At 40.2% G+C, this 22,512-nt stretch carries 26 protein-coding genes; 15 read left to right on the forward strand and 11 right to left on the reverse strand.

The window, feature by feature from the left end:
• Positions 1 to 193: 193 nt before the first annotated feature.
• Complete coding sequence (locus CWB76_RS16865; RefSeq protein ID WP_138609150.1) at positions 194 to 1,447, reverse strand: multifunctional CCA addition/repair protein; 1,254 nt, start codon at positions 1,445 to 1,447, stop codon at positions 194 to 196.
• Positions 1,448 to 1,582: 135 nt separating this feature from the next.
• On the opposite strand from CWB76_RS16865, the gene CWB76_RS16870 reads away from it, so the two are divergent.
• Entirely contained in the window at positions 1,583 to 1,801 is a 219-nt protein-coding gene (locus CWB76_RS16870; protein ID WP_036981490.1) for a hypothetical protein, read from the forward strand.
• Between the two features lie 5 nt (positions 1,802 to 1,806).
• Here the strand turns inward: CWB76_RS16870 and CWB76_RS16875 are convergent, their stop codons facing one another.
• The 5 genes from CWB76_RS16875 to CWB76_RS16895 are packed head-to-tail and all read right to left on the reverse strand — an operon-like array spanning position 1,807 to position 6,856.
• A complete protein-coding gene (locus CWB76_RS16875) occupies positions 1,807 to 2,958 on the reverse strand; it encodes a murein transglycosylase domain-containing protein (protein WP_138609153.1) in 1,152 nt (383 codons plus the stop codon).
• Between the two features lie 35 nt (positions 2,959 to 2,993).
• Positions 2,994 to 3,494 (reverse strand): DUF1543 domain-containing protein, encoded by a 501-nt coding sequence (locus CWB76_RS16880; protein WP_138609155.1) that lies wholly within the window; start codon positions 3,492 to 3,494, stop codon positions 2,994 to 2,996.
• Positions 3,495 to 3,514: 20 nt separating this feature from the next.
• Positions 3,515 to 4,864, reverse strand: a complete 1,350-nt coding sequence (locus CWB76_RS16885) for a sigma 54-interacting transcriptional regulator (protein WP_054201833.1) — start codon at positions 4,862 to 4,864, stop codon at positions 3,515 to 3,517.
• Positions 4,865 to 4,866: 2 nt separating this feature from the next.
• A complete protein-coding gene (locus CWB76_RS16890) occupies positions 4,867 to 5,400 on the reverse strand; it encodes a hypothetical protein (protein ID WP_054201834.1) in 534 nt (177 codons plus the stop codon).
• A gap of 1 nt (position 5,401) precedes the next feature.
• Complete coding sequence (locus tag CWB76_RS16895) at positions 5,402 to 6,856, reverse strand: HAMP domain-containing sensor histidine kinase (protein WP_138609157.1); 1,455 nt, start codon at positions 6,854 to 6,856, stop codon at positions 5,402 to 5,404.
• 304 nt (positions 6,857 to 7,160) lie between these two features.
• Between CWB76_RS16895 and CWB76_RS16900 the strand changes: the two genes are divergently transcribed.
• The 5 genes from CWB76_RS16900 (at position 7,161) to CWB76_RS16920 (ending at position 10,163) form a co-directional block, all read left to right on the forward strand.
• Positions 7,161 to 7,394, forward strand: coding sequence for an EF-hand domain-containing protein (locus CWB76_RS16900; RefSeq protein ID WP_138609158.1), 234 nt, complete (start codon positions 7,161 to 7,163; stop codon positions 7,392 to 7,394).
• 12 nt (positions 7,395 to 7,406) lie between these two features.
• Positions 7,407 to 7,634, forward strand: a complete 228-nt coding sequence (locus CWB76_RS16905; protein WP_076918368.1) for an EF-hand domain-containing protein — start codon at positions 7,407 to 7,409, stop codon at positions 7,632 to 7,634.
• Between the two features lie 155 nt (positions 7,635 to 7,789).
• Positions 7,790 to 8,026 carry an EF-hand domain-containing protein gene (locus tag CWB76_RS16910; RefSeq protein ID WP_138609160.1) on the forward strand — a complete coding sequence of 79 codons (237 nt, stop codon included), beginning with the start codon at positions 7,790 to 7,792 and terminating at the stop codon, positions 8,024 to 8,026.
• Positions 8,027 to 8,034: 8 nt separating this feature from the next.
• A complete protein-coding gene (locus CWB76_RS16915) occupies positions 8,035 to 8,271 on the forward strand; it encodes an EF-hand domain-containing protein (RefSeq protein WP_138609162.1) in 237 nt (78 codons plus the stop codon).
• 203 nt (positions 8,272 to 8,474) lie between these two features.
• Positions 8,475 to 10,163, forward strand: a complete 1,689-nt coding sequence (locus tag CWB76_RS16920; RefSeq protein WP_138609164.1) for an amidohydrolase — start codon at positions 8,475 to 8,477, stop codon at positions 10,161 to 10,163.
• 25 nt (positions 10,164 to 10,188) lie between these two features.
• On the opposite strand, the gene CWB76_RS16925 is transcribed toward CWB76_RS16920, so the two are convergent.
• Positions 10,189 to 10,425, reverse strand: a complete 237-nt coding sequence (locus CWB76_RS16925; protein ID WP_138609166.1) for a YgjV family protein — start codon at positions 10,423 to 10,425, stop codon at positions 10,189 to 10,191.
• Positions 10,426 to 10,703: 278 nt separating this feature from the next.
• Here CWB76_RS16925 and CWB76_RS16930 point away from each other — a divergent pair, with 278 nt between their 5' ends.
• A complete protein-coding gene (locus CWB76_RS16930; RefSeq protein ID WP_076918373.1) occupies positions 10,704 to 11,360 on the forward strand; it encodes a Crp/Fnr family transcriptional regulator in 657 nt (218 codons plus the stop codon).
• A gap of 49 nt (positions 11,361 to 11,409) precedes the next feature.
• On the opposite strand, the gene CWB76_RS16935 is transcribed toward CWB76_RS16930, so the two are convergent.
• Positions 11,410 to 11,976 (reverse strand): phosphoribosyltransferase, encoded by a 567-nt coding sequence (locus CWB76_RS16935; protein ID WP_010387648.1) that lies wholly within the window; start codon positions 11,974 to 11,976, stop codon positions 11,410 to 11,412.
• 175 nt (positions 11,977 to 12,151) lie between these two features.
• Positions 12,152 to 13,450, reverse strand: coding sequence for an aminopeptidase PepB (gene pepB / locus CWB76_RS16940; protein ID WP_131691598.1), 1,299 nt, complete (start codon positions 13,448 to 13,450; stop codon positions 12,152 to 12,154).
• A gap of 144 nt (positions 13,451 to 13,594) precedes the next feature.
• On the opposite strand from pepB, the gene sfsA reads away from it, so the two are divergent.
• The 8 genes from sfsA to CWB76_RS16980 all read left to right on the forward strand — a co-directional run bounded on the left by sfsA (position 13,595) and on the right by CWB76_RS16980 (position 19,987).
• Positions 13,595 to 14,314, forward strand: coding sequence for a DNA/RNA nuclease SfsA (sfsA, locus tag CWB76_RS16945; protein ID WP_138609168.1), 720 nt, complete (start codon positions 13,595 to 13,597; stop codon positions 14,312 to 14,314).
• A gap of 281 nt (positions 14,315 to 14,595) precedes the next feature.
• Positions 14,596 to 15,039, forward strand: a complete 444-nt coding sequence (gene dksA / locus CWB76_RS16950; RefSeq protein ID WP_008111170.1) for an RNA polymerase-binding protein DksA — start codon at positions 14,596 to 14,598, stop codon at positions 15,037 to 15,039.
• 12 nt (positions 15,040 to 15,051) lie between these two features.
• Positions 15,052 to 15,948: a tRNA glutamyl-Q(34) synthetase GluQRS gene (gluQRS, locus tag CWB76_RS16955; protein ID WP_138609170.1), complete on the forward strand. Its 897-nt coding sequence runs from the start codon at positions 15,052 to 15,054 to the stop codon at positions 15,946 to 15,948.
• 305 nt (positions 15,949 to 16,253) lie between these two features.
• Entirely contained in the window at positions 16,254 to 17,552 is a 1,299-nt protein-coding gene (gene pcnB, locus CWB76_RS16960) for a polynucleotide adenylyltransferase PcnB (protein WP_138609172.1), read from the forward strand.
• A 3-nt stretch (positions 17,553 to 17,555) separates the two neighbouring features.
• On the forward strand, positions 17,556 to 18,041 hold the full coding sequence (gene folK / locus CWB76_RS16965) for a 2-amino-4-hydroxy-6-hydroxymethyldihydropteridine diphosphokinase (RefSeq protein WP_138609173.1): 486 nt from the start codon (positions 17,556 to 17,558) through the stop codon (positions 18,039 to 18,041).
• A 30-nt stretch (positions 18,042 to 18,071) separates the two neighbouring features.
• Positions 18,072 to 18,866 (forward strand): 3-methyl-2-oxobutanoate hydroxymethyltransferase, encoded by a 795-nt coding sequence (gene panB, locus CWB76_RS16970; RefSeq protein WP_138609174.1) that lies wholly within the window; start codon positions 18,072 to 18,074, stop codon positions 18,864 to 18,866.
• On the forward strand, positions 18,866 to 19,714 hold the full coding sequence (panC, locus tag CWB76_RS16975) for a pantoate--beta-alanine ligase (protein ID WP_138609176.1): 849 nt from the start codon (positions 18,866 to 18,868) through the stop codon (positions 19,712 to 19,714). The genes panB and panC overlap by 1 nt, the downstream gene beginning before the upstream one ends.
• Before the next feature lie 30 nt (positions 19,715 to 19,744).
• Positions 19,745 to 19,987 carry a hypothetical protein gene (locus tag CWB76_RS16980; protein ID WP_138609178.1) on the forward strand — a complete coding sequence of 81 codons (243 nt, stop codon included), beginning with the start codon at positions 19,745 to 19,747 and terminating at the stop codon, positions 19,985 to 19,987.
• Positions 19,988 to 20,050: 63 nt separating this feature from the next.
• Here the strand turns inward: CWB76_RS16980 and CWB76_RS16985 are convergent, their stop codons facing one another.
• A complete protein-coding gene (locus CWB76_RS16985) occupies positions 20,051 to 21,019 on the reverse strand; it encodes a PstS family phosphate ABC transporter substrate-binding protein (protein WP_010387635.1) in 969 nt (322 codons plus the stop codon).
• 79 nt (positions 21,020 to 21,098) lie between these two features.
• Positions 21,099 to 22,445, reverse strand: coding sequence for a phosphate regulon sensor histidine kinase PhoR (phoR, locus tag CWB76_RS16990; RefSeq protein ID WP_138609180.1), 1,347 nt, complete (start codon positions 22,443 to 22,445; stop codon positions 21,099 to 21,101).
• Between the last annotated feature and the right edge of the window lie 67 nt (positions 22,446 to 22,512).

Here is a 22,512-nt window from a genome sequence, read left to right on the forward strand (position 1 = left end):
CAGAACCCGAAGGGCAGCGCCTGTTTGGCATTGATGCTACGTTACCGCCTATTTATGGGGAATAACCACACTACATAGGCGCTGCCTTGCATAAATACCAAACAGACTGCTGCAAATTCAACCTTGAAAGGTCAACAGACCCTAGTTATAGCAAGGACGTTTAAAAATGACTTAATGCAATATTACAATCAGTTTAAGTGACCTTGGGAGTGTTAGTGTTTAAAAACGCTTTAATGCAGTCTATTTCTGCCTGTTTGACCGTTTCGCCTATTTCGGGGCCCTTTTTGCCGCTTTTAAGCGCGTCTTGCACTATCTGTTTTTTATCCATTTTTTGTAGTTCATTGTGAATAGCACGTAATTTAGCGGCTTGTAGATAGGGCTTATCCACCAGCGTTTCGCCTCTTCCTTGTGCATCACACTGGCACGCTTGAGTAAAAGCAATAAAACGCTCTGGATGCACTAGCGCATTTAAATTAGTGACGATTAATTTATGAATAGTTTGCGGTCTTAACTGTTCAAGCGTGTGGCAAAGTGTATGGTTATCACTGGTAAGCACGCCTATATCACGAAAGCGATTAGGCACTTTTAAACGTTCACAAAAGGCCTCAACTACAGCAACCCCTTCACGTTCATGGCCGCGTAAATTACCGCGTTTTTTATAGCTTAGTGCTTTACCAAAATCATGAGTTAAAGCGGCAAAACGCGTTTCTAGGTTAAAGCCTAAATCGGCTGCTCGTCTAAGCACTAGCATAGTATGGACAAACACATCGCCCTCGGGATGATGATTTGCAGGCTGCGGGGTGTTTTTCATCTGCTCTATTTCAGGAAAAATACCTAATTCATCTAATGCTTGAAAATAAAGTTCAGGGTGTTTTTCGCCAAGCGCTTTTTCTGTTTCAAGCCAGACTCGCTCTGGTACTAGATGTTCCAACTCGCCTTTATTTTTAAGCTCATGCATTAATTCAATAGTACTTGGATGAATAGACCAGTCACTACCATAACGCGCTAAAAAGCGAGCAATACGCAATACCCGAACAGGGTCTTCTACAAATGCGTGTGTGGTGTGACGCAGTATTTTATTTTTTAAATCATCTTGACCATTAAAAGGGTCAATAATAGTGCCGTTTTCGTCTAGTGCCATAGAGTTAATGGTTAAATCTCGGCGTGCTAAATCTTCTTCAAGAGTTACGTTTGGGCTGGCATCCACCACAAAGCCGGTATAACCTTTACCACTTTTACGCTCAGTGCGCCCTAGTGCATATTCGTCTTTAGTGTTTGGGTGTAAGTAAACTGGAAAATCGCTGCCAATGGGTAAAAATCCGAGCGCTTCCATTGTCTCTGGCGTTTCACCAATAACAACATAGTCATTATCTTTTGATTGTATGTTTAGCAGTTTATCTCGCACTGCTCCACCCACTAGGTAAACTTGCTTTAAACTCTGTTGCACTTTATTCCCAACCACTACTTTTAAGCTTTTCTTTGATGTTAATCATACCTAATAGTCATTAAAAAATCTGTGTTGTTTGCCAAGCTTTATTAAGCTCATTACAATAGCGCATTATTTTTTAATACCTAACAGCGAATGAAAAACCACTCAGCAAAAAAAGAACTTATGTTACTGCCCATCCTTTTGGTGGTTATTATTATGTGTGTTGCAGGGCATTTCTTGCTGCAGGCTAATTTTCAAGACAGCCATTTGGTTGAGTATTTGTTAGCTGCAATCCCATTTGCTATGTTTGGCTTAGTAATAGTAGCCTTTAAAATGGCAGCCAAAAGTGAACAACAAGAAAATGATGAGTAAATAAGTTACTGATAGTTTTTTTCTGCTTTAGTGACTTTGTATAAATAGCGTCTTGATTCCGCACGTGAGTGCTTAGTGGTGAGAATATTATAAAACTGGCTTGCAGTAAGCTGATTTATTTGTGAAAACGCCACACTTCTATTTTTATTAAATATGCGCAGTACATTACCCGCCCCGCCGTTATAAGACGAGATCATGGCAAAGTGCTTACTTTTGTCGGTACTAATTTTGTTTAAGTAGTTATTTTTTAAAATACTTAAATAGGCGCTGCCAATATCAATGTTATGTTTTGGATTAAACAATACTGCTTTGGTTGGTTGCCCGGATACTTTTTTTATTTTTTGGTATACATCGCGCCCTGCGGTAGCCGGGATCACTTGCATTAATCCATAGGCATTGGATGAACTCACCGCATGTGGATTAAAGCTACTTTCGGTTTCAATAATGGCATAAATAAGTGCTGCCGATATTTGATATTTTTTTGCAGCCGCAAGCACATAATCACTGTATTTTTGTTTTCTTAAATGGGCATTTTGCTCGACTAAATCAAAACTAACCGACGAAATAACGTGCCCATATTGACGTTGCTTTTTTAAGTTATTATTTACTAAATAACGCGCAAATCGATTAGCACGCCAGCTATATTTTATGGGTAACTTATCTTGATCGAGCACTTGTTGGTATAAAAACGGCTCGCCTTCTAAAATGGGCGCTTCGCTGGTAAAAATATCGGTTTTATCGGGATCGCTAGAAGTCAGTAAGGTCATCACAATGGCCTGCTGTAACAAGCTTATTGTATTTTTTAACGCGATAGTTTCTACTTTTACAGTGCCTTGCTCAAAATCAATAATGGCACGAGCTTGGTAATCATTACTGTATTTTACGTATTTTTTGGCACTAGGTTGCTGAGTGTTTTGTTTACCCCACTTGCGCCCAACAACGCTTTCTAATGCGGCTAAAAGCTGTTTTACGCTACCAACCTGTGCCTTAATAGAACGGTGTGTTTTTTGTGCTTGCTTGTGAATTGCAACCACGTCGGTAGGATCGTTTTTTACTTGCTTTACCAGTTTATTTAAATCAACAACGGGCGGTAAACCTGACAGTGATTTACAGCCACTTAAGCCAACTAGCAAAAGTATAAACGCATACTTTTTCACACAACATCCTAATAAACTTAATAAATCCTCATTTATTATAATACATGATAACCAAACCAGTCAGGTTTAATTGTTTGTGCTTGACCACTTGGGGTTAGTTTAATATTCAGCTGGCTATCGAGTAAATCTATAGCAAAGCAATCATCAACGTCATGTAAATCATCTTTATGTAGATGGCTAAGCCCTGCGAGTAAATCGTTTTTAGCGCGCTGTTTTGCTTCTTCACTACTGCTGGCAACATACAAAGCAAAGTCGTGTTGCTCTGCTAATGAGTCGCTTCTGTAAGCACCTAAGTTAACAAAATAAAGCTGCTTATTTTGCTCTACATAACTATCAACTACCTCGACTTTATAACCATCAATGTGATTAACCGCCATGTAGCTATCCATGTGTACGCTATTTTTGTCGCCTACCCACTGACTTTTAAGCTTGCTATAAGTTTGCTCAATGTCTTGACCTACCACAAAACGTACGTCATGCATTTCTATGTGGCAACCTTGAATACGCCCACCTAAATACACCATAAATAACTGCATGCTCACTTCCTTTTTTAAAATTACATTAAGCTATCTACGTCAATTTCATGCTTTTTAATCAGCTTATAAAAATCAGAACGATTACGCTTGGCAAGCTTGGCACCTTCGGCCACATTACCCCCTGCCATTTTCAACGTATTGATAACGTAATCTCGCTCAAACTCTTTTTTAGCGTCGTTAAGCGAAAGTGGCTCAACGTTATTTTCATTGCTATTTAACGCACTAAGCACTAAATGTTCAGATATAACGTCACTTGGTGTTAAGGCAACCACCTGCTCCACCACATTTTGTAATTGACGAATATTACCAGGCCAATCATACCTTACCAATGCATGCATGGCATCGTTTGCAAAACGTTTTTCTTTTTGCTCCATACGTTTTGCAATATTAGCGCTAAAAAAGTTAGCTAATAAGCTAATATCTTCACGGCGTTCTCGCAGCGGAGGAAGTTTGAGATTTACTACGTTTAGACGATAATATAAATCTTCTCTAAACTCTTGATTGCTAATAGCTTCAGGCAGGTTTTTATGGGTCGCTGAAACAATTCGCACATTAATGGGGATCTCTTCTTGAAAACCGACTGGGCGAATGGTTTTTTCTTGCAGCACGCGTAATAACTTAACTTGTAAATTTAGCGGCATATCACCAATTTCATCTAAAAATAAGGTCCCCCCTTGCGCTTGCTGAAACAGGCCTTGGTGATCTTTTACCGCCCCTGTAAATGCGCCTTTTTTGTGACCAAATAACTCCGATTCTAATAACTCACCAGGGACTGCACCACAGTTAATAGCCACAAATGGGCCATCACTAACATGGCTGTGCTGATGAATTGCCTGTGCAAGCAGCTCCTTGCCCGTACCACTAGCACCAGAAATAAGTACATTTACCTGAGTAGGACCTAGTAATTTAACTTGCTCTAGCAAATGCAGCATAGCGCCACTGCGAGTAACAATATTGCTTTGCGGAGTAATATCATCATTATTCACCCCATGTATTTCTATGGCTTTAGCTAAGCTATCGAATAGCTCATCTTTATCAACTGGCTTAGTAATAAAGGCAAAAATACCTTGCTTAGTCGCCTCTACCGCATCAGGAATTGAACCATGAGCCGTCATCATAATTACAGGTAGTGCTGGGTAGCGGCTTTGCAATTGTCGGTGCAGTGCCATTCCATCCATTTCATCCATTCTTAAATCGGTGATCACCGCATCAAATACTTGGCTTTTAAGTATTTGTAATGCATTCATGCCACTATCACAGGTTGTTACTTCATAACCTTTTGATTGAATTCGAATTGCCAGTAACTGCAGTAAGCTGGCATCGTCATCAACGAGTAACACTTTAGCGCTTGATGGAAGTGTGACTGACATAGTTACTGCTCCTTGGTTTCTTCACGTAATAAAAGTTGCTGTTCGATTGCAGCTAATGACGATAAGGTTTTTTGCATTTCAGCGTTTAATGCTTGCTGTTGTTTTTTGGCATTTATTTGCATTAATACCTGCTGCTTTTGCAGCCATAAATAGTGTTTTATATCATCTGGCCAATAGTAAGCTTGATCTAGCTTAAGCAATTGACTCATAACGGTATCAGGGTCGCGACTAAGGTTGACGCATGCGGTATTAAAAAATGCCTTAAGTGCTTGCTCCCCTAAGTAAGTTTTATTGTCAGGCGTTAATTTAAAGCCACCACATTGATGGGCATGCCATGCAATAACTTGCGCTGCGGGCGGATACATAAGATCTAGTTTTGGCCGCGGCTTTGGATTGGGCTGGTTGCTTTTATTATCGGGCTGAGTTTGAGCTATTAGCTCAGGTTTAGCTGGTGTTTGAGTGTTTGTTAATTCACACCCAGATAAAAAAACGAGACTGCTGGTTAGCCATAAAATAGCCATTAAACGCGCAGACATATTATTTAACTCCTTTATTTTTATAGGGGATGACAATGTTAAATCGACAGCCTTGCGGCTCATTATGCTCAATAGTTAACTTACCCTGTAACTGTTCAACCGACTCTTTTACTATGGTAAGGCCTAAACCACTGCCTTGAAGACTAATCTCTTTACTGTGTTTACCTTGATAAAAAGCGCCAAAAACATGTTCTTTTTCATGCTCTTTAATACCACAGCCCTCATCAGCAACCTGTATAATTAAGTTATTACTTTCTAAACTTAAACTAATCGACACAGCTTGGTTTGGCTTTGAAAACTTTAAACCATTAGAGATTAACTGAATTAAAATCATTTCAATTAATTCTCTCGGTAAATTAAGTGCAACTGTCGGTAAGCTATTGTGCCAAATAAGCGACTGCTCTCGTGCGTTTAACCTATGTTCAAAATGATTACTTACCTTTTTAATGAGCTGGTTAAATTCCACTTCACTCACATTATCTTTACTGGTTCGAATCGCGTTATAGCTTAACAAACTGTCTATCATAGTGCGTAATCGCACCATAGATTGACTGATTAACCCAAGCACTGCTTTTTGCTCATTATTAATCGGCCCAACAATTTCATCGGCTAATAATTCAGTGCCCTCCACCATAGAGGCCAAGGGTGTTTTTAGCTCGTGAGTAACATGGCGTAAAAACGTATCTTTTTGCTGCTCTAGCATATGCAATTGCGCTTGCACCCACTGCAATTTGTTACCTAGTTCAATAAGTTCAGCAGATCCCTGCACCGATATTTTTTGCTGCCAATCTCCTTGGCCTAATTTATCAATAACGGAGGTTAAACCTTTTAAACGGCGACTTATCCGCCATAAAAACCCACCCCCAACAAGTAAGGTTAAAGGCGTAAGTGCCACTAACCAGTTTATAAAGGAGGCTTGTAAATTTGTCAGTTTAATTTGGTTTTGAGTGATTTTGGCTTCATTGGTTTCGCGAAGCCACATTGTTAGATCTGCCAGTATTTCACTAATTGGCACAAACAACTCTGCTTGCTCACGAGCTTCAACCACCAGTTTGGTATGCGCTGCTTTTAGCGTATCTGTTAACCTTTGCCATTGTTGAGTACTTTGCTGGCTGCTAGAAAGCTGTTTAAGCTCATTTATATTGTCCAGCGATGACTGCCATTTATCCACGATAAGTTTATCGAGTGAATCGCTTTTTAAAACCCAATTTTGCCTTGTTGCCCTTTCTAAACTGTTGAGCTCTTGTTTAAGAGCATTAAACGACTTGGTTACTTGGTAGTTATTACTGACAATTTGCTGCGTGACCGCTAATTGTTTATTTAATACATTTAAAAATACAATAACCACAATAGACAAAGGCAAGAGTGACAGCAGCATGCTCATTACAAACTGGCCAATCAAATTAGGACGCCAATTTACCAATGCTTTATATTTTTCAGCCATGATTACAGGCATACACTAATCCTTCACTACTTTTAAGCGCTCTATTATTAAGCGTTCAACTTATACACTCGCTGAACCAAATACATTTTTGAGAGTAAAACCGTTGCAATGTCGCACAATTGCGACAAGTTAAGCACTTGATTTAAAAATAGTAAAAAACCCTAACTGAGAAAATGTTGCATAAAACACACAAGCGTCGGTAAATATTACCTATTAAAAACACGCTAAAAAGTTAAACCTATGATTTTTAATAAAAATAAAAACTGGCACCATAATTGTATTACGCTTATAAATATTAATTTTTAAAGGCCAAGGAATGACTAAAGGTTATTTAAAATCGACTGTATTAATAGCGTTATGTTTCACAAGTATCCATTCATTTGCTCTTGATGTGAACACAGCATTTTACAGCCTAGATAAGGACAGCAACGGCACATTAAGTGAAGCGGAAGCTGGTGAAGATGCATTACTGCATGAGAATTTTGCACAAATAGATAAAAATGAAGACGGACAATTATCGTTCGATGAATTTAAACAGTTTGTAAAATAAAGGAGTATATTTATGAAACAATTAATTGGTGCTTTTTCACTACTATTTTTGGCTATTAGCGCGACGGCATTGGCATCCTCGTTAAATGTACGTTTTATGCATTTAGATAAAAATATGGATGGCCAAATATCGCTTACAGAGGCTAAACAGGATAAACAGCTACTCAAGCAATTTACTGATTTAGACAAAGACAATAACGAGATGATTTCTAAAAAAGAGTTCGATAACTTTAAACTTTAAGCTTAGATTCAAGTTTCGTTTTGTAGTATAGAATTAAAAGCATTTGCCATAATCCCTGAGGGAGTGTGTAAACGGATTTAATGTTGGGAGTTAAATTATGGCAAGTGCTTTCTTTCAATACTGCAGCAATTTAAATACACCTTGGAACGCCAACTATGAGAATACTGCTTCCCTTTATTGGTGCTTTACTTTTTATCAGCCAAAGTGCATTGGCACTTGATGTAAAGCAACGCTTTGAGCATTTAGATACAAATAATGATGGATATTTAACCCACAGCGAGCTTGCTGCTCAGCCTCAGCTATTAAACTCATTTTCAAATTGGGATGAAAATCAAGACAACAGAATTTCTTTAGCTGAGTTTAAAAACTACTTAACCACTAACCTGCTCTGAGCATTTATATGAAGCATTTTCAAAATATTATTTTACTAACACTGACTGTTTTTAGCTGTATGAGTTTTGCAACAAGCAGTTATATTGCCGAAAAATTTGAAAAACTTGACCGCAACCAAGATGGCTTTTTAACTCGCTCTGAAGCTGCCAGCGATCCTGCTTTATGGTCACGCTTTGGCAGTTATGACCGTGACAAAGACACACAATTATCATTAAGCGAATACAGTTTGTACGCCAGTAAATAAATTGCCTCCTCAAACAAAGCTTGGTTAACAATATCAAGCTTGAGAAGGTTTAACTCCCATTGTTAACACATCCTATTTCCCCCTTAACTTGTTGCTTGCTTTAGCTAAAAGCTGACTTATACGACGCTTAATAAATTATGCTATTGGTATTCTAAATTTGAGTTTGCTACTGTGATAGTTCAAATAATAACAATGTGCGTCTTATGCAACTGATAAAACTAATAAAACCGATATTACTAGCAAGCCTTTGTGCCGTCACTAGCGTGGCAATAGCACAAACTCAAGTCATTTATAATGCTAATGGCTACTCACCTTTGTATAAAGGAAAAATGCGCCATGGCGAAGTAAACACATTTACAACCTTAGTTATAAAAGATGGCAAAGTAGTTAAAACAGGTCCAGACAGCTTAAAAAATAGCTTTCCTGGCGCAACCCTAATTGACGCGAAAGGAAAAACTCTACTCCCAGGGCTCATTGATGCGCATGGACATGTCATCGGGCTAGGTAATAATTTGTCGCAACTTGATGTGCGCGGTGCAAAGTCGGTAGATGAAGTAACCGCTAAACTCAAGGAATTTGCCAAAGATAAAGAAGGTTGGATCATTGGTCGAGGCTGGAATCAAGAACTATGGTCAAATACTCGCTTTCCTTCGGCCGCTGACTTAGACAAAGCAGTTAACGATCGCCCTGTTATTTTATCGCGAGTAGATGGTCATGCCATTTGGGTTAACTCAAAAGCATTAGAACTTGCCAATATTAACGTTGACACATCAGCCCCAGCTGGCGGAGAAATTATAAAAGATGAGTTTGGTAAGCCCACCGGCATTTTTATTGATAAAGCAGAAAACTTGGTTACTCAACATATGCCTGCAACGTCTGCACAATCGGTCAGTAATGCATTAGATGCCGCAGGTAAACACTTACTGAGCCTAGGCATTACCTCAACTCATGATGCAGGTATTGATAAAACCACATGGCAAGTTTACAAACAACGCGCCGAGTTAGGCACATTACCGCTTAGAATTGTAGCGATGTTAAGTGCAGCAAGCCCCGACTTAAGCGCTATGCTTAAAGCTGGTCGTTATCAAGATGCGCAGGACTTTTTATCTATCCGCAGTGTAAAAATTTATGCTGATGGCGCATTAGGGTCACGTGGTGCTGCGCTTATTGAAGAGTACGCTGATAGAGCCAACCATTTTGGCCTTATGCTTGAAACCCAACAAAAGCTAGAGGAACTATTTACCCTGACTTTTAAAAATGGTTTTAGCGCTAACACGCATGCAATTGGCGATAGAGCAAATAAAATTGTGCTAGATGCTTATCAAAATGTATTTAAACAAACCGGTGGCATACTACTGCGCAATCGTATGGAGCATGCACAAATAGTCTCGCCAGAGGATATCCCGCGCTTTAAAACCCTGAAAATAATTCCATCTATGCAACCTGTGCATGCCACATCAGACATGCATATGGCTGAGCAGCGTTTAACCGACAAGCAACTACAAGGCGCTTATGCTTGGCAAGCATTTTTAGACCAAGGTTCAACGATTGCGGCGGGATCTGATTACCCTGTCGAACTGGCGAACCCGTTTGATGGTTTATATTCTGCGATAACGCGCATGGATCATAATCAACTGCCTGAAAACGGTTGGCGCGCCAGTGAAGTTTTGAGCAGGGAAGATGCATTGCGTGCCTTTACCCTTGGCGGCGCGTATGCAGCGCATCAAGAATTTAAAGTAGGTAGTTTGGAGCAAGGTAAATGGGCTGATTTTATACTGATTGATCAAGACTACTTTAAAGTGCCTATTGAGCAGCTTTACAAAACTCAGGTGCTGCAAACGTGGATTGCCGGTAAATTACGCTACCAAAAAGATTCAGCAAAGTCTGAGTAAAAACAAAAAAGGGTTAACTTAAAAGTTAACCCTTTTTTGTATCAGCCTTAGACTGACGATATAACTTAATAATGTGATAAATATTGACCAGAGCTAACAAGCCGTTAGCAAATGCCACCGGCACAGAACCGATTGCTGCACCGTAAAAAGTAAACGCAATACAGCCAAGTAAATTAAACCAACGTAGTTTGGTCACATCGGTCATGGTCAAGGATATAACTAATAATGCAGATGCTAAATAACCTAAATATTCCCAACTCAATTGTTCTCTCCTAGGCTTTAGGTTAATATTACCAGCTAAATTTTAGTACATTATTAAAAACTGCTACGTAGCAGTTTAAATAAAAAAGCTAACTTACCAATAAAACCTTAAAATATGCTGGTTTTACCCACAATTTTTTAATCATTACACGGTAGAATGAAGGCCATTTAACGCCATTAAATAAATAACGGCGTGGGTAAGTTAGCGTAAATTCTTAATCTTAATGCTATCGTCATTAAGGTGTAATAAATAGGACAATTGTCCGAAGAGCATGATTGATGTTTCAATACCATTTTTCCAGTTACCTTGTTGAACAGCTGCTGACATTTGCCGGCAGTAGTTATCAGCAATCAAAAAAAGAAATATTAATACAGCAAGACCAACCACTCACTAAGTTGGTATTGGTGCGAAGTGGTACTGTATCGTTTAGTTACGATGTGGGGAATGGTCGACGCCTGCTGCTTGGTCAACTCGACTGCAACAACACTTTAATTGGTGAAATTGAAGCACTGAATAATAACCCGTGTATTTATACGGTAACCTGCTTCAGTGATGTTACGTACAATCTTATTGAGCTAAAGCATTGGCGTTCATTATTGCTCGATAAACCAGAATTGAGCCTATACACGGCGCAAACAATTGCTGCTAAGTTCCAAGAAAATCAAAAGATTAACTTAGATAAACTGTTGCTTCCCTTAAGCTACAACATTGCTAAAGACTGCTTATTACGTGCAGAAAATAACAACCCTACTTTATTGCGCGCCTATCCTACTGTAAATGCAGAAGCTGAGCGCTTTGCAACCACTGAACGTGCATACCGACGGGTAGTGAGTGAGTTGGTAGAGAAAAATCTAGTGCAACGAAGCACCCAAGGGCTGCAAGCTGTCGATATTCCTAAACTCAGTGAATATGTAGATAGCTTTGCACAACTTTAAAGACAATAAAAAAGGCCATTAAGGCCTTTTTTATTGAGCAAAGTCACGTTTATTTTTCAAGTAAAATATCGTGGATTTTAGCTAAATCAGATTTACCTTCAATAATTTCATCCGGCGTTAACCCTGATAATTCATGCGGGAATACTAACCATTCTTCAGATTCATGAATGTAGTAATCTGGCACTGTATCTACTTTTGAGTTTTTTGGCTTGTAGTATGGACAAGCAATACGAATATCACTCGGTAAGTTTAAACGCATTAGCTCAGAGAGCTTCTCTTTTAGCGCCACGATGCTTCGACCTGAGTCAAATACATCATCCACAATCAGTAATGAATCACCCGCATTCGCGTTTTCAACTATGTAGTGTAAACCATGTACTTTTATTTCTTTTGATTGCTTACCAATACCGTAATAAGACGACGTACGCACCGCAATATGATCGGTTTCTATGCCTTTGTAGTCATAATATTCTTGAACTGCAATCCCGATTGGAGCACCACCGCGCCATATACCAATAATAAAATCTGGACGAAAGCCATCTTTATACACTTGTGCCGCTACGCGGAATGAATCTTCAAGTAATTGTTGAGCCGTGATATAGCACTTTTCTGACATAGTAAGGATCCCAGTGGTATGTATAATATTTGAGCGAGGTTTAAATGAAATAGATGCCCAAACACGTATTGGCGAAGGATTTTACCGTAAATAAAACAAAATTGCTTGTATGGCGGATAAAAAAATAGGCACCCTTAGGCACCTATTTTTTAACTAATTGCTTAGTCTGAGTTGATTATGCTTTTTCAAGCAAGGTGCGCGCTACTGTACGCATACCTTGTGTAGTTGCACCTGAAGCCCACTGGCTAGTACCACCACCCATATTAAATGCTGCCGCTAAATCAATATGTACCCAACCTTTACCATCGTTTGGCACAAAGCGAGATAAGAAACCTGCTGCATTTGAAGCACCACCATAGCCACCGCCTTTTTGTGCACGGCTGTTTGCTGTATCGGCATACGGTGATGGGCAGTTTTGTTGATGCCACTTTTCAAGCGGTAATGGCCATGCGGCTTCCATTTCTTGTGATGCAAAGTCTTCTACTTCACGCACTAGCTCTTTATCAAGGGCAAATAACGCGTTGTATTCTTGACCAACGGCAACAAGGGCTGCGCCCGTTAATGTTGCTGCGTCAATAATAAGTGGTGCACCCGTCTCACCTGCCGCCATTAGGCCATCAGCTAATACTAAACGGCCTTCAGCATCTGTGTTTACAATTTCAACGGTTGTGCCATTTTTGTAGGTAAGAATGTCACCTAGTTTGTATGCATGACCGGAAATTAAGTTCTCTGCACAACATAAAAACAGCTTAATGCGCTTTTCTACACCACGATTAATGGCCAGCGCTAAACCTGCAGTTACCGTTGCAGCTCCGCCCATGTCGCACTTCATGCCTAACATGCCTTCGCTAGATTTAATTGAGTAACCGCCTGAGTCAAATGTAATACCTTTGCCTACAAGTGCTGCGCTTACTGGTGCGTTATCATCGCCAGTTGGGTTGTAATCAAGCTCAAGTAATACAGGTGGGCGTTCACTACCACGACCTACAGCATGAATACCAATCCATTGCTGCTCTAATAGCGCATCGCCTTTTATTATTTGGTAGCTAACATGCTCTGGTGCCAGTGATTGAATAAATTCAGCCGCTTTTTCTGCCAGGCTCTCTGGGTAAATGTCATCGGCGGTGCCGTTAACCATTTCACGTGCCCACGTTGCTGATGCTTTTAAATCAGCAAGTTCTTTTAAATCAGATTGTGCATTATCAACAAACTCAACACCGTGCAGTACTTTTGGTGATACAAAGCCTTGGTAAAATGCCCATTGGCTCTCTGTACACCAAACATCGCCTTCAAGCACAACACTTTTAATGCCTTGGCTTGCAATAGTACGACCCGCTTTTTGCACGTTTTTTAATGTTTCTTGCTCAGATAAATGAACCGTTGCGCCGTGTTCGTTAAAAGATAGTGACGCACTTTCGCCCCAGTGTCCTGGTGCCGATTGCTCGCTTAATTGAACAACAAATTTTTCACTCATGTTAGAATATCCTTGCACTTAAATGTACGGTTGAGTTTACTATAGCGCGCCTAAGTTCCCAACAGCTTGCGGTAAATAACCTCAAATAGGCCGCAAAGTCTTATTTTACTTAACCTGAACTCTGGTTATATAAGGAAGTCATTAATGAAATACACCCCGCCATTACAATCTGCTACGTTATTAAAACGTTACAAACGCTTTTTAGCTGATTTAGAGCTCAGTGATGGCAGCACTTTTACCGCTCACTGTGCTAATACGGGGAAAATGACGGGCTGTGCAGACTCTGGTTTTAATGCCTTTTATTCCACCAGCAGTAACACCAAACGAAAGTACCCACAGTCATTAGAGCTGACGCAAAATAACTTATCACAGCTTATTTGTGTAAATACAGCCGTTGCTAATAAAGTAGTAGAAGAAGCGATTAACGCTGAAGTGATTAAAGAGCTGACAGGCTATCAACAAGTCCAAAGTGAAGTGAAGTATGGCAGTGAAAACAGCCGCATCGACTTTTTACTTACCCACAGCAGTAAAGCCAATTGCTATGTTGAAGTTAAATCAGTCACGCTGCTGAGTGAAGAGCATCCACAAAGCGGCCAAGGTTACTTCCCAGATGCGCAAACAGTTCGTGGGCAAAAGCATATTCGTGAATTAATCGAAATGGTAAAACAAGGGCATCGTGCGGTATTACTATTTTCGGTGCTACATCAAGGGATCACACAAGTGAGTGCGGCGACGCATATAGATTCAACCTATGCACAATTACTAAGCGAAGCGATTGAGCAAGGCGTAGAAATATTAGCTTATAAAGCCCATATTTCTGCCAGTGAAGTAACTTTGGTTGAGAAAGTAGCATTTGTTGAGTGAAAAGCGCGCATTTAAGCGTTGATATTTCGCCACGCCCAAAAAATACTTAACCAAAAAGTAAAAATAAGTTGTTTTTATTATTATTGCCCATATAACTACGCCAGTTTATAAACCAATACTGTGATAAGAAAGTATAAGTAGTACTTTTACTACTTTTATATCACCAAACAGGGTTAAGCTAATTCGATTATTTAAAAATAAATTTGCCTAGGGTATGAGTTTCTGTTATTTATACCGCCGGCTAATGCTGAGGCATTAAATTAAGGATTTAGGAGAGAGTTATGCCAGACCAAAAAAGACATGGTTTATTGGCTCAAGCCGGTTTAGAACCATACCAAGAAAAACCGGGTGAAGAGTACATGAATGATGCACAACGTGCTCATTTTAAAACAATTTTAGAAACTTGGCGTAATGATTTGCGTAACGAAGTTGATCGTACCAAATCACACATGCAAGACGAAGCAGCAAACTTTCCTGATCCCGTTGACCGCGCAGCACAAGAGGAAGAGTTCTCATTAGAGCTTCGTACTCGTGACCGCGAACGTAAGTTAATTAAAAAAATTGAAAAAACAATTATATTAATTAAAGAAGACGAATTTGGCTTTTGTGAGTCTTGTGGCATTGAAATTGGCATTCGTCGCTTAGAAGCGCGCCCTACTGCTGATTTATGTGTAGACTGTAAAACACTTGCTGAAATCAAAGAAAAGCAATCTGGACGCGGCTAATTAAGTATAGCCATGTCTTCTACAGCCGTTACTGCGCAAGTATCTAACTATCGCGGCCGATTTGCACCGTCCCCTTCCGGACCGTTACATTTTGGCTCACTTGTGGCGGCTGTAGGTAGCTACCTAGATGCAAAAGCGAACCAAGGAAAGTGGTTAGTTCGCATTGAAGATATAGACACCACTCGCGTTGTAAAAGGCGCCGCCACCGATATCCTAAATACCTTAGACGCCTATAACCTCAATTGGGATGAAAACGTTGTGTACCAAACACAGCGTCTTACTATTTATCAAGATGCCGTTCACGCTCTGTCACAACAACAGCTTGTTTATGCCTGCCAGTGCTCTCGTAAGCAAATAAAAGCCCTCGGCGGCATTTATCAAGGGCAATGTAAACACAGCCAACTAAGTGAACAAGGTCATGCCCTACGTTTAACTCAATGCTATGCAACCGTTGATTATAAAGACCTTATTCAAGGGCATATTGACGTGGACCCAGCTCTCGCTCATGAAGATTACATAATAAAACGCAGCGATGGTTTATTTGCCTATCAACTGGTGGTGGTTATTGATGACATTGAGCAGGGGATTAATCGTATTGTGCGAGGCGCTGATTTAATTGAACCGACTGCGCGTCAAATTAGCTTATTTAAACAGCTAAATTGCCCTATTCCAGAGTTTGCTCATTTGCCTTTGGCTGTAGCAAAACCAGGGTTTAAACTGTCTAAGCAAAATTACGCCCCTGCAATTTGCAAACAAAATCCAAAGCCCACTTTAATAGCTGTATTCGAATTTTTAGGCTTGCCAATACATGAGCAACTAATGGATTTAAACACAGAACAATTACTCGCTTGGGGCGTGGCGCATTTTAACTTAAGCCTTGTTCCTGCTAAGCGTGAAATACAGATTTAACCTCCCTTTACGTATTACGTGTGATTAATTCAAATAAAATCGTTAAAAATGGCTTAATTTCAGTGCTGCAACTTAATTTTTTTACCTTGCTGGTATATGATAGCCGCCTAAATATATGCTAATTACATTAAACAGTAAAAATAACGCTTTAAGCGAATACTTGCTGTGATTTTGATTGCAATGGCGAGCAAATCAACCGCTTCTCTAGGAGACAGACTATTATTTCCAAGCTTTTTCAATTTTGTCGACAAATTATCGGCCCAAGTGCCAATAACGAAAATGTCGCAATCAGCAGTGAGCCGTTAGTGATCCCTAGAGGTGAGCATGGTATTTCTCGTAAACAATTTAGCCCAAATGCAATCAAAGTACTCTACCGCCTAAAAGATGGTGGCTATGATGCTTACTTAGTTGGTGGTTGCATTCGCGATGTATTGTTAGGCCAACAACCTAAAGATTTTGATGTTGTAACCAATGCTACCCCTGAGCAAGTAAAAAAACTGTTTCGTAACTGTCGCTTAATTGGTCGCCGCTTTCGTTTGGCGCACATTGTTTTTGGCCGTGAGATTATTGAAGTGGCCACAATGCGCGGCCATCACGAAGCACAAGAAGATAAAAATCAAATTAGCCAGTCAAGTGAACATGGGCAACTTCTTCGCGATAACGTATTTGGTAGCATTGAAGAAGATGCAGAACGCCGTGATTTTTCAATCAACGCTTTATACTACTCGATTAATGATTTTTGTGTTTACGATTACGCAAATGGCTTAGCCGCTATCAAAGCAAAACAAATAGAATTAATTGGCGATCCTGAAACACGCTACCGTGAAGATCCGGTACGTATGCTTCGCGCAGTGCGCTTTGCCACCAAGTTAGATATGCAAATAGCGCCAGCAAGCGAAAAGCCGATTACCGAATTAGCGAGCTTGCTTGATAATATTCCGCCAGCGCGTTTATTTGAAGAAATACTCAAGCTATTTTTAAACGGCAAAGCACAGCAAAACTTTATAATGCTGCGTCAGTACGGTTTATTTAAGTCGTTATTTCCTGAGCTAGACTGTATTTTAAATAAAAACCCTGGCGGACTTGAAGAAACCTTCATAAAGCAAATGTTTGCCAACACTGATATCCGTATTAATGCAGATAAAAAAGTCACTCCTGCATTCGTATTTGCAGCATTACTGTGGTTCCCGCTGATTGAGCGTACTGAAAAAATTAGACGCCAAGAGCAACTATCAGAATACGATGCATTTGCTCAAGCAATTAATAAAGTACTGAGTGAGAATGCCCAACATATTGCCGTACCAAAACGCTTTACGTTAGGTGCCCGTGATATTTGGCATATTCAACAACGCTTAGATAAACGTGCTGGCCAGCGTGCCTATCGTTTAACACAGCAACCGCGCTTTAAAGCCGCTTATGATTTTTTACTATTGCGTGTTGATGCTGGTGAAACTGAGCATACAGAGCTGGCACAGTGGTGGACACAGTACTTAGGTCAAGATATTAATGGCCAAAAAGAAATGGTGCGAGAGCTTGGTCATCAAGGTGGCCCAAAGCCACGCAAGCGACCTCGTCGTCGTACTACTAAAAAGCCAGCTGAGTAAATAATGCAACGTGTCTATTTGGGGTTAGGTGCAAACCTTAACAGCCCTAAAAAACAACTTGATAACGCTGTTATTGCACTTAAAAGCTTGCCAAGCAGCGAGTTTATAGCCTGCTCGCATTATTATGCGAGCAAGCCTATGGGACCACAAAATCAACCCGATTATGTGAATGCTGTCGCCTGTATCAACACTTTACTTGAGCCAGAGCAACTACTTGATTTAACCCAAGCCATTGAGCTGGAACATGGGCGAGTCAGAAAGGCTGAGCGCTGGGGCGCACGCACATTGGATATTGATATTTTATTATTTGGTGAACACATTTTAAATACCGAACGTTTAACCGTGCCTCATTACGGATTAACTGAGCGAGAATTTGTTGTTTACCCACTGCAAGAAATTGCACCAGAACTGATTTTACCTAGCGGCGCATCTATCCAACAGATAGCAAATACCCTACCGCTTAACGACTTACAACAATTACCACGGTAATTAATTAAGGCCATTGTCTGCGAGAATATTATGTCTAAAATAACCGTTTCAACTTTGAATAAAATGAAGGCTGAAAGTAATAAAATCACTGCGTTAACAGCTTACGATGCTAGTTTTGCTAAGTTATTTCATGATAACGGCGTTGATGTTGTTTTAGTTGGTGATTCTTTGGGTATGGTATTACAAGGTGGCGATGATACCTTAGCGGTTACAAACCAAGAAATTGCCTACCATACTCGCTGTGTGCGCGCAGGAAGCCGTGATTTATTTGTTATAGCTGACTTACCGTTTATGACCTACGCAAACCCAAATGATGCGTGTAAAAATGCTGCAGAGCTGATGCGTGCAGGTGCTAATATGGTCAAACTTGAAGGCGGTGAATGGCTACATGACAGCATTAAATCACTCACCCAACAAGGTATTCCAGTGTGTGGCCATTTGGGGCTTACACCACAGTCTGTGCATGTATTCGGTGGTTTTAAAATCCAAGGGCGTGAAGAAGCGCAAGCGCAAAAAATTATTGCCGATGCAAAAGCATTAGAAGCCGCAGGTGCTCAACTACTGGTACTTGAATGTATTCCAAGTGCCTTAGCAAAACGCGTTACAGAGTCATTGAGCATCCCTACAATCGGGATTGGTGCGGGTAATGTAACCGATGGTCAAATTTTGGTTATGCACGACTTGGTGGGCATTTCTGCAGGTTATATTCCTAAATTTTCAAAAAACTTTTTACTCGAAACAGGCAATATGCCTGCTGCAGTTATAAAGTATTGTAACGATGTCAAAAGCGGCGTATTCCCAAGCGCTGAACACGAGTTTAAATAATGCAGTCAATCACTGAAATAAAATCATTACGCAGTCAAATTAGAACCTGGCGCCAAGCCGGTTTAAGCGTGGCATTTGTTCCTACTATGGGCAACTTACACCGTGGTCATTTTTCACTGGTAGAAAAAGCTAAAACACTGGCCGATAAAGTGGTCGTGAGCATTTTTGTTAACCCAATGCAATTTGGTGCTAACGAAGATTTAGACAGTTATCCGCGTACTCTAGATGCTGATAAGCAAGGGTTAGCTGATCTTGAAACAGACATTTTGTTTATCCCCAGTGTTGAGACTATTTACCCTAATGGTTTAGGCGCGCAAAGCTTTGTTGATGTGCCTGGTATTTCAATGGGATATTGTGGTGGTTCACGCCCAGGCCACTTTAAAGGCGTAGCGACTGTTGTTACTAAGCTATTTAATTTAGTACAGCCTGATTATGCTTGTTTTGGTGAAAAAGATTTTCAGCAGCTACAAGTTGTTAAAACCATGGCTACTGACTTATCAATACCAGTAGAAATTATTGGTGTACCTACCATGCGTGAAGTTAGCGGCCTTGCCATGAGCTCGCGTAATGGGTACTTATCAAGTGATGAAAAACAAACCGCTCCTGCTTTATTTAATACCTTAAAGCATTGTGCGCAGCAAATAAAAAGCGGTAATAAAGACTTTGCTACATTGGAAAGTGAAGCAAAGAACGCATTAGAAAACGCAGGCCTAAAACCAGATTATTTTTCGATAGCTCAACGAGATACATTAAAAGCTGCTACACTCGAAGATACACGATTTGTAATTTTAGCTGCCGCCTTTTTAGGTAGTGTTAGATTAATCGACAATATTCAGGTTGAAGTTTAATACTGGTGTGGCCTCATTTTAAGGATAAGCATGAAAACTTTTTTTAAAACTAGCCTCGTGGCTTTTTCGTTTGCAGTTATTGCTGGCTGCCAGAGCCAGCCGGGTAATCCAGCACTTAATCAGTGTGCTCAACAAAGTTATCAATGTGAAACCAGCTGCGAACAGCAAACAACCACCGATAGTCTTAAATCGCAGGTTTGTTCATCAAAATGTATTGAGGCTTACAATCAATGCAAAGTACAAGCTGAAAACTTAGGTAAAGCAACAAACTAAATAATCTTAAGTAAAACAAAAAAACCGCTCAATGAGCGGTTTTTTATTATTTGCTTTGGCTGCTTATTTCAAGCCTAACTTTTTAAGCTCTAGTTCAACTAACTTTGCAGAAAGTGGTACATAGCCATCCTTTTCTACAATTTTTTGACCGTCTTGAGAAAGTACCATCTTTAAGAACTCAGCTTCAACTGGCCCAAGTGGCTTATTTGGGTGTTTATTTACATAAACATATAAAAAACGTGATAGTGGGTATTTACCTTGTGCTACGTTTTCAAGCGTGGCATCAACAAAGTTAGTGCCTTTTTTAGATAACGGAACAGTACGCACACCCGATGTTTTATAACCAATGCCAGAGTAACCAATCGCATTTAATGACGCTGAAATTGACTGTACAACAGAAGCCGAACCCGGTTGCTCGTTCACGTTATTACGGAAATCACCTTTACATAGCGCTTTCTTTTTAAAGTAACCGTAAGTACCTGATACTGAGTTACGTCCGTATAATTGCACGTCTTTTGCAGCCCAATCACCTTCTAGACCAACATCACTCCAGCGATTTACTTGCTCTGATGCACCACATTTACGAGTTGATGAGAAAATAGCATCGATTTGGTCAATGCGTAGTCCTTCGATTGGGTTATCTTTGTGTACAAATACTGCCAACGCATCAATTGCTACTCGCACTTGTGTTGGTTTGTAGCCATGACGCTTTTCAAATGCTTCAATCTCTTTTGACTTCATTGCACGGCTCATTGGACCTAAGTTAGCCGTACCTTCAGTTAGTGCTGGTGGCGCAGTAGACGAACCTGCCGCTTGAATTTGAATATTTACATTTGGGTAAATACGCTTATATTCTTCAGCCCAAAAGGTCATCATGTTGGCTAATGTGTCAGACCCTACTGATGAAAAGTTACCTGATACACCGCTAATTTTTTGATACTCAGGAATACCGTCTTCTAATGCAACCGCTTGTGCAGATACAAATGTTGTAACAGCCACACCCATTGCGGCAACTAAGTTTTTAAATTTCATTTTGGGGTTCTCCAATTTGTTCGTCCCATTTCCTAACTGCGGTTCACTCTAAAGTGAGTACATGACAATGGTGTGACTCTTAAATGACACTTTTATGACTACCTATATTGCTTGCTACTAATGGCGAAATAACGATAAGTCTATCGCTTGAAAACGCGAAAGAAAAACAAGAACCTTTACCCAGCTCGCTGTGAATTTTTAATTGACTACCATGGCGAGTAAGCACATGCTTGGTAATAGCTAAGCCTAAGCCTGAACCACCTGTGGTGCGGCTTCTGGCTTTATCTACTCGATAAAAACGCTCAGTTAACCGGTTAATATGCTCAGGTGCAATACCATCACCATTATCGGTCACACTAAAACATGCTTGTTCATTGTTGCGCTGCCAAAGTACCTCAATTTTACCGCCTGGTTTAGTATAATGAATGGCATTAAATACTAAATTTGAAAAGGCACTTCTAAGTTCATCCTCAGCACCGGTAATATCAAGCGATGCATCAATCTTAAAAATAAGTTGATGGCCTTTGTCTTGATTGATAGATTGCGCTTCTGTTTCAATTAAGTTTAATAATCGTGGCACATTCACCGCTTTGTCATTACTGTGTTGCTTTCCCCCTTCGATGCGCGATAACGACAACAGCTGATTCACCAAGCTATCCATACGCTTACATTGCTCTAGCATAGTAGTTTGTGCTTTATTCCACATTGCAGGCGGGGGAAGTGAATCACTATCGAGCATTTCAAGGTAGCCGGTAACAACAGTTAAAGGGGTTCTGAGCTCATGAGAGACGTTTGCTACAAAGTCTTTACGCATCTGCTCAAGTTGCTTTAAGCGAGTAACATCGCGTACCACTACCAACAACTGTGTATTGGCATAGGGCATAACCCTAAATTCAAGAACTTGCTCAACACTGTGGCCACTTTCAAGCTCCAGAGCATCGCTAAACTCTTTACGACGCATATATTTAGCAAATTTAGGATCGCGAATTAAGTTATCTAAACGCTGACCATGATCAACCGGCCACTGTAACCCTAACACTTTGAGTGCAAGTTGATTACACCACACAATTGATAAGTCGTTTTGTAGCACAACAACGGCATCGGGTACGGCCTCAGCGCCGTCACGAAAACGCCGTATTAGCTCTGCCAGCTCATTACGTTTTTTACGATTGCGGTGTTGCAGCTGGTAAATACCTTCAAATACTTGCTCCCAAGACCCTTCCCCTTCAGGCGGGTTAAAACTGCGTTGATCATGCAGCCAGTCACTTAAGCGATAAAGCTGATGGTAATGCCACATAAGTAGCGAAAAAGCGCCCAAAAACAACATCAAAAATGGGGCACCAATGAGCACCCCAATTAAAAGCAAAGGTATAAAATAGACAAACAGCCGTTTAGTTAACGCCTGCTTGTTAATAACTCGATACATACACGCTCTTTACCTTATAAACGCTAGCAGATGATTTGACTGTGCTAGGTTAATAGATTGTGACTTA

Origin of the sequence: Pseudoalteromonas sp. S1609 (assembly GCF_005887255.1) — a bacterium.
GTDB lineage: Bacteria > Pseudomonadota > Gammaproteobacteria > Enterobacterales > Alteromonadaceae > Pseudoalteromonas.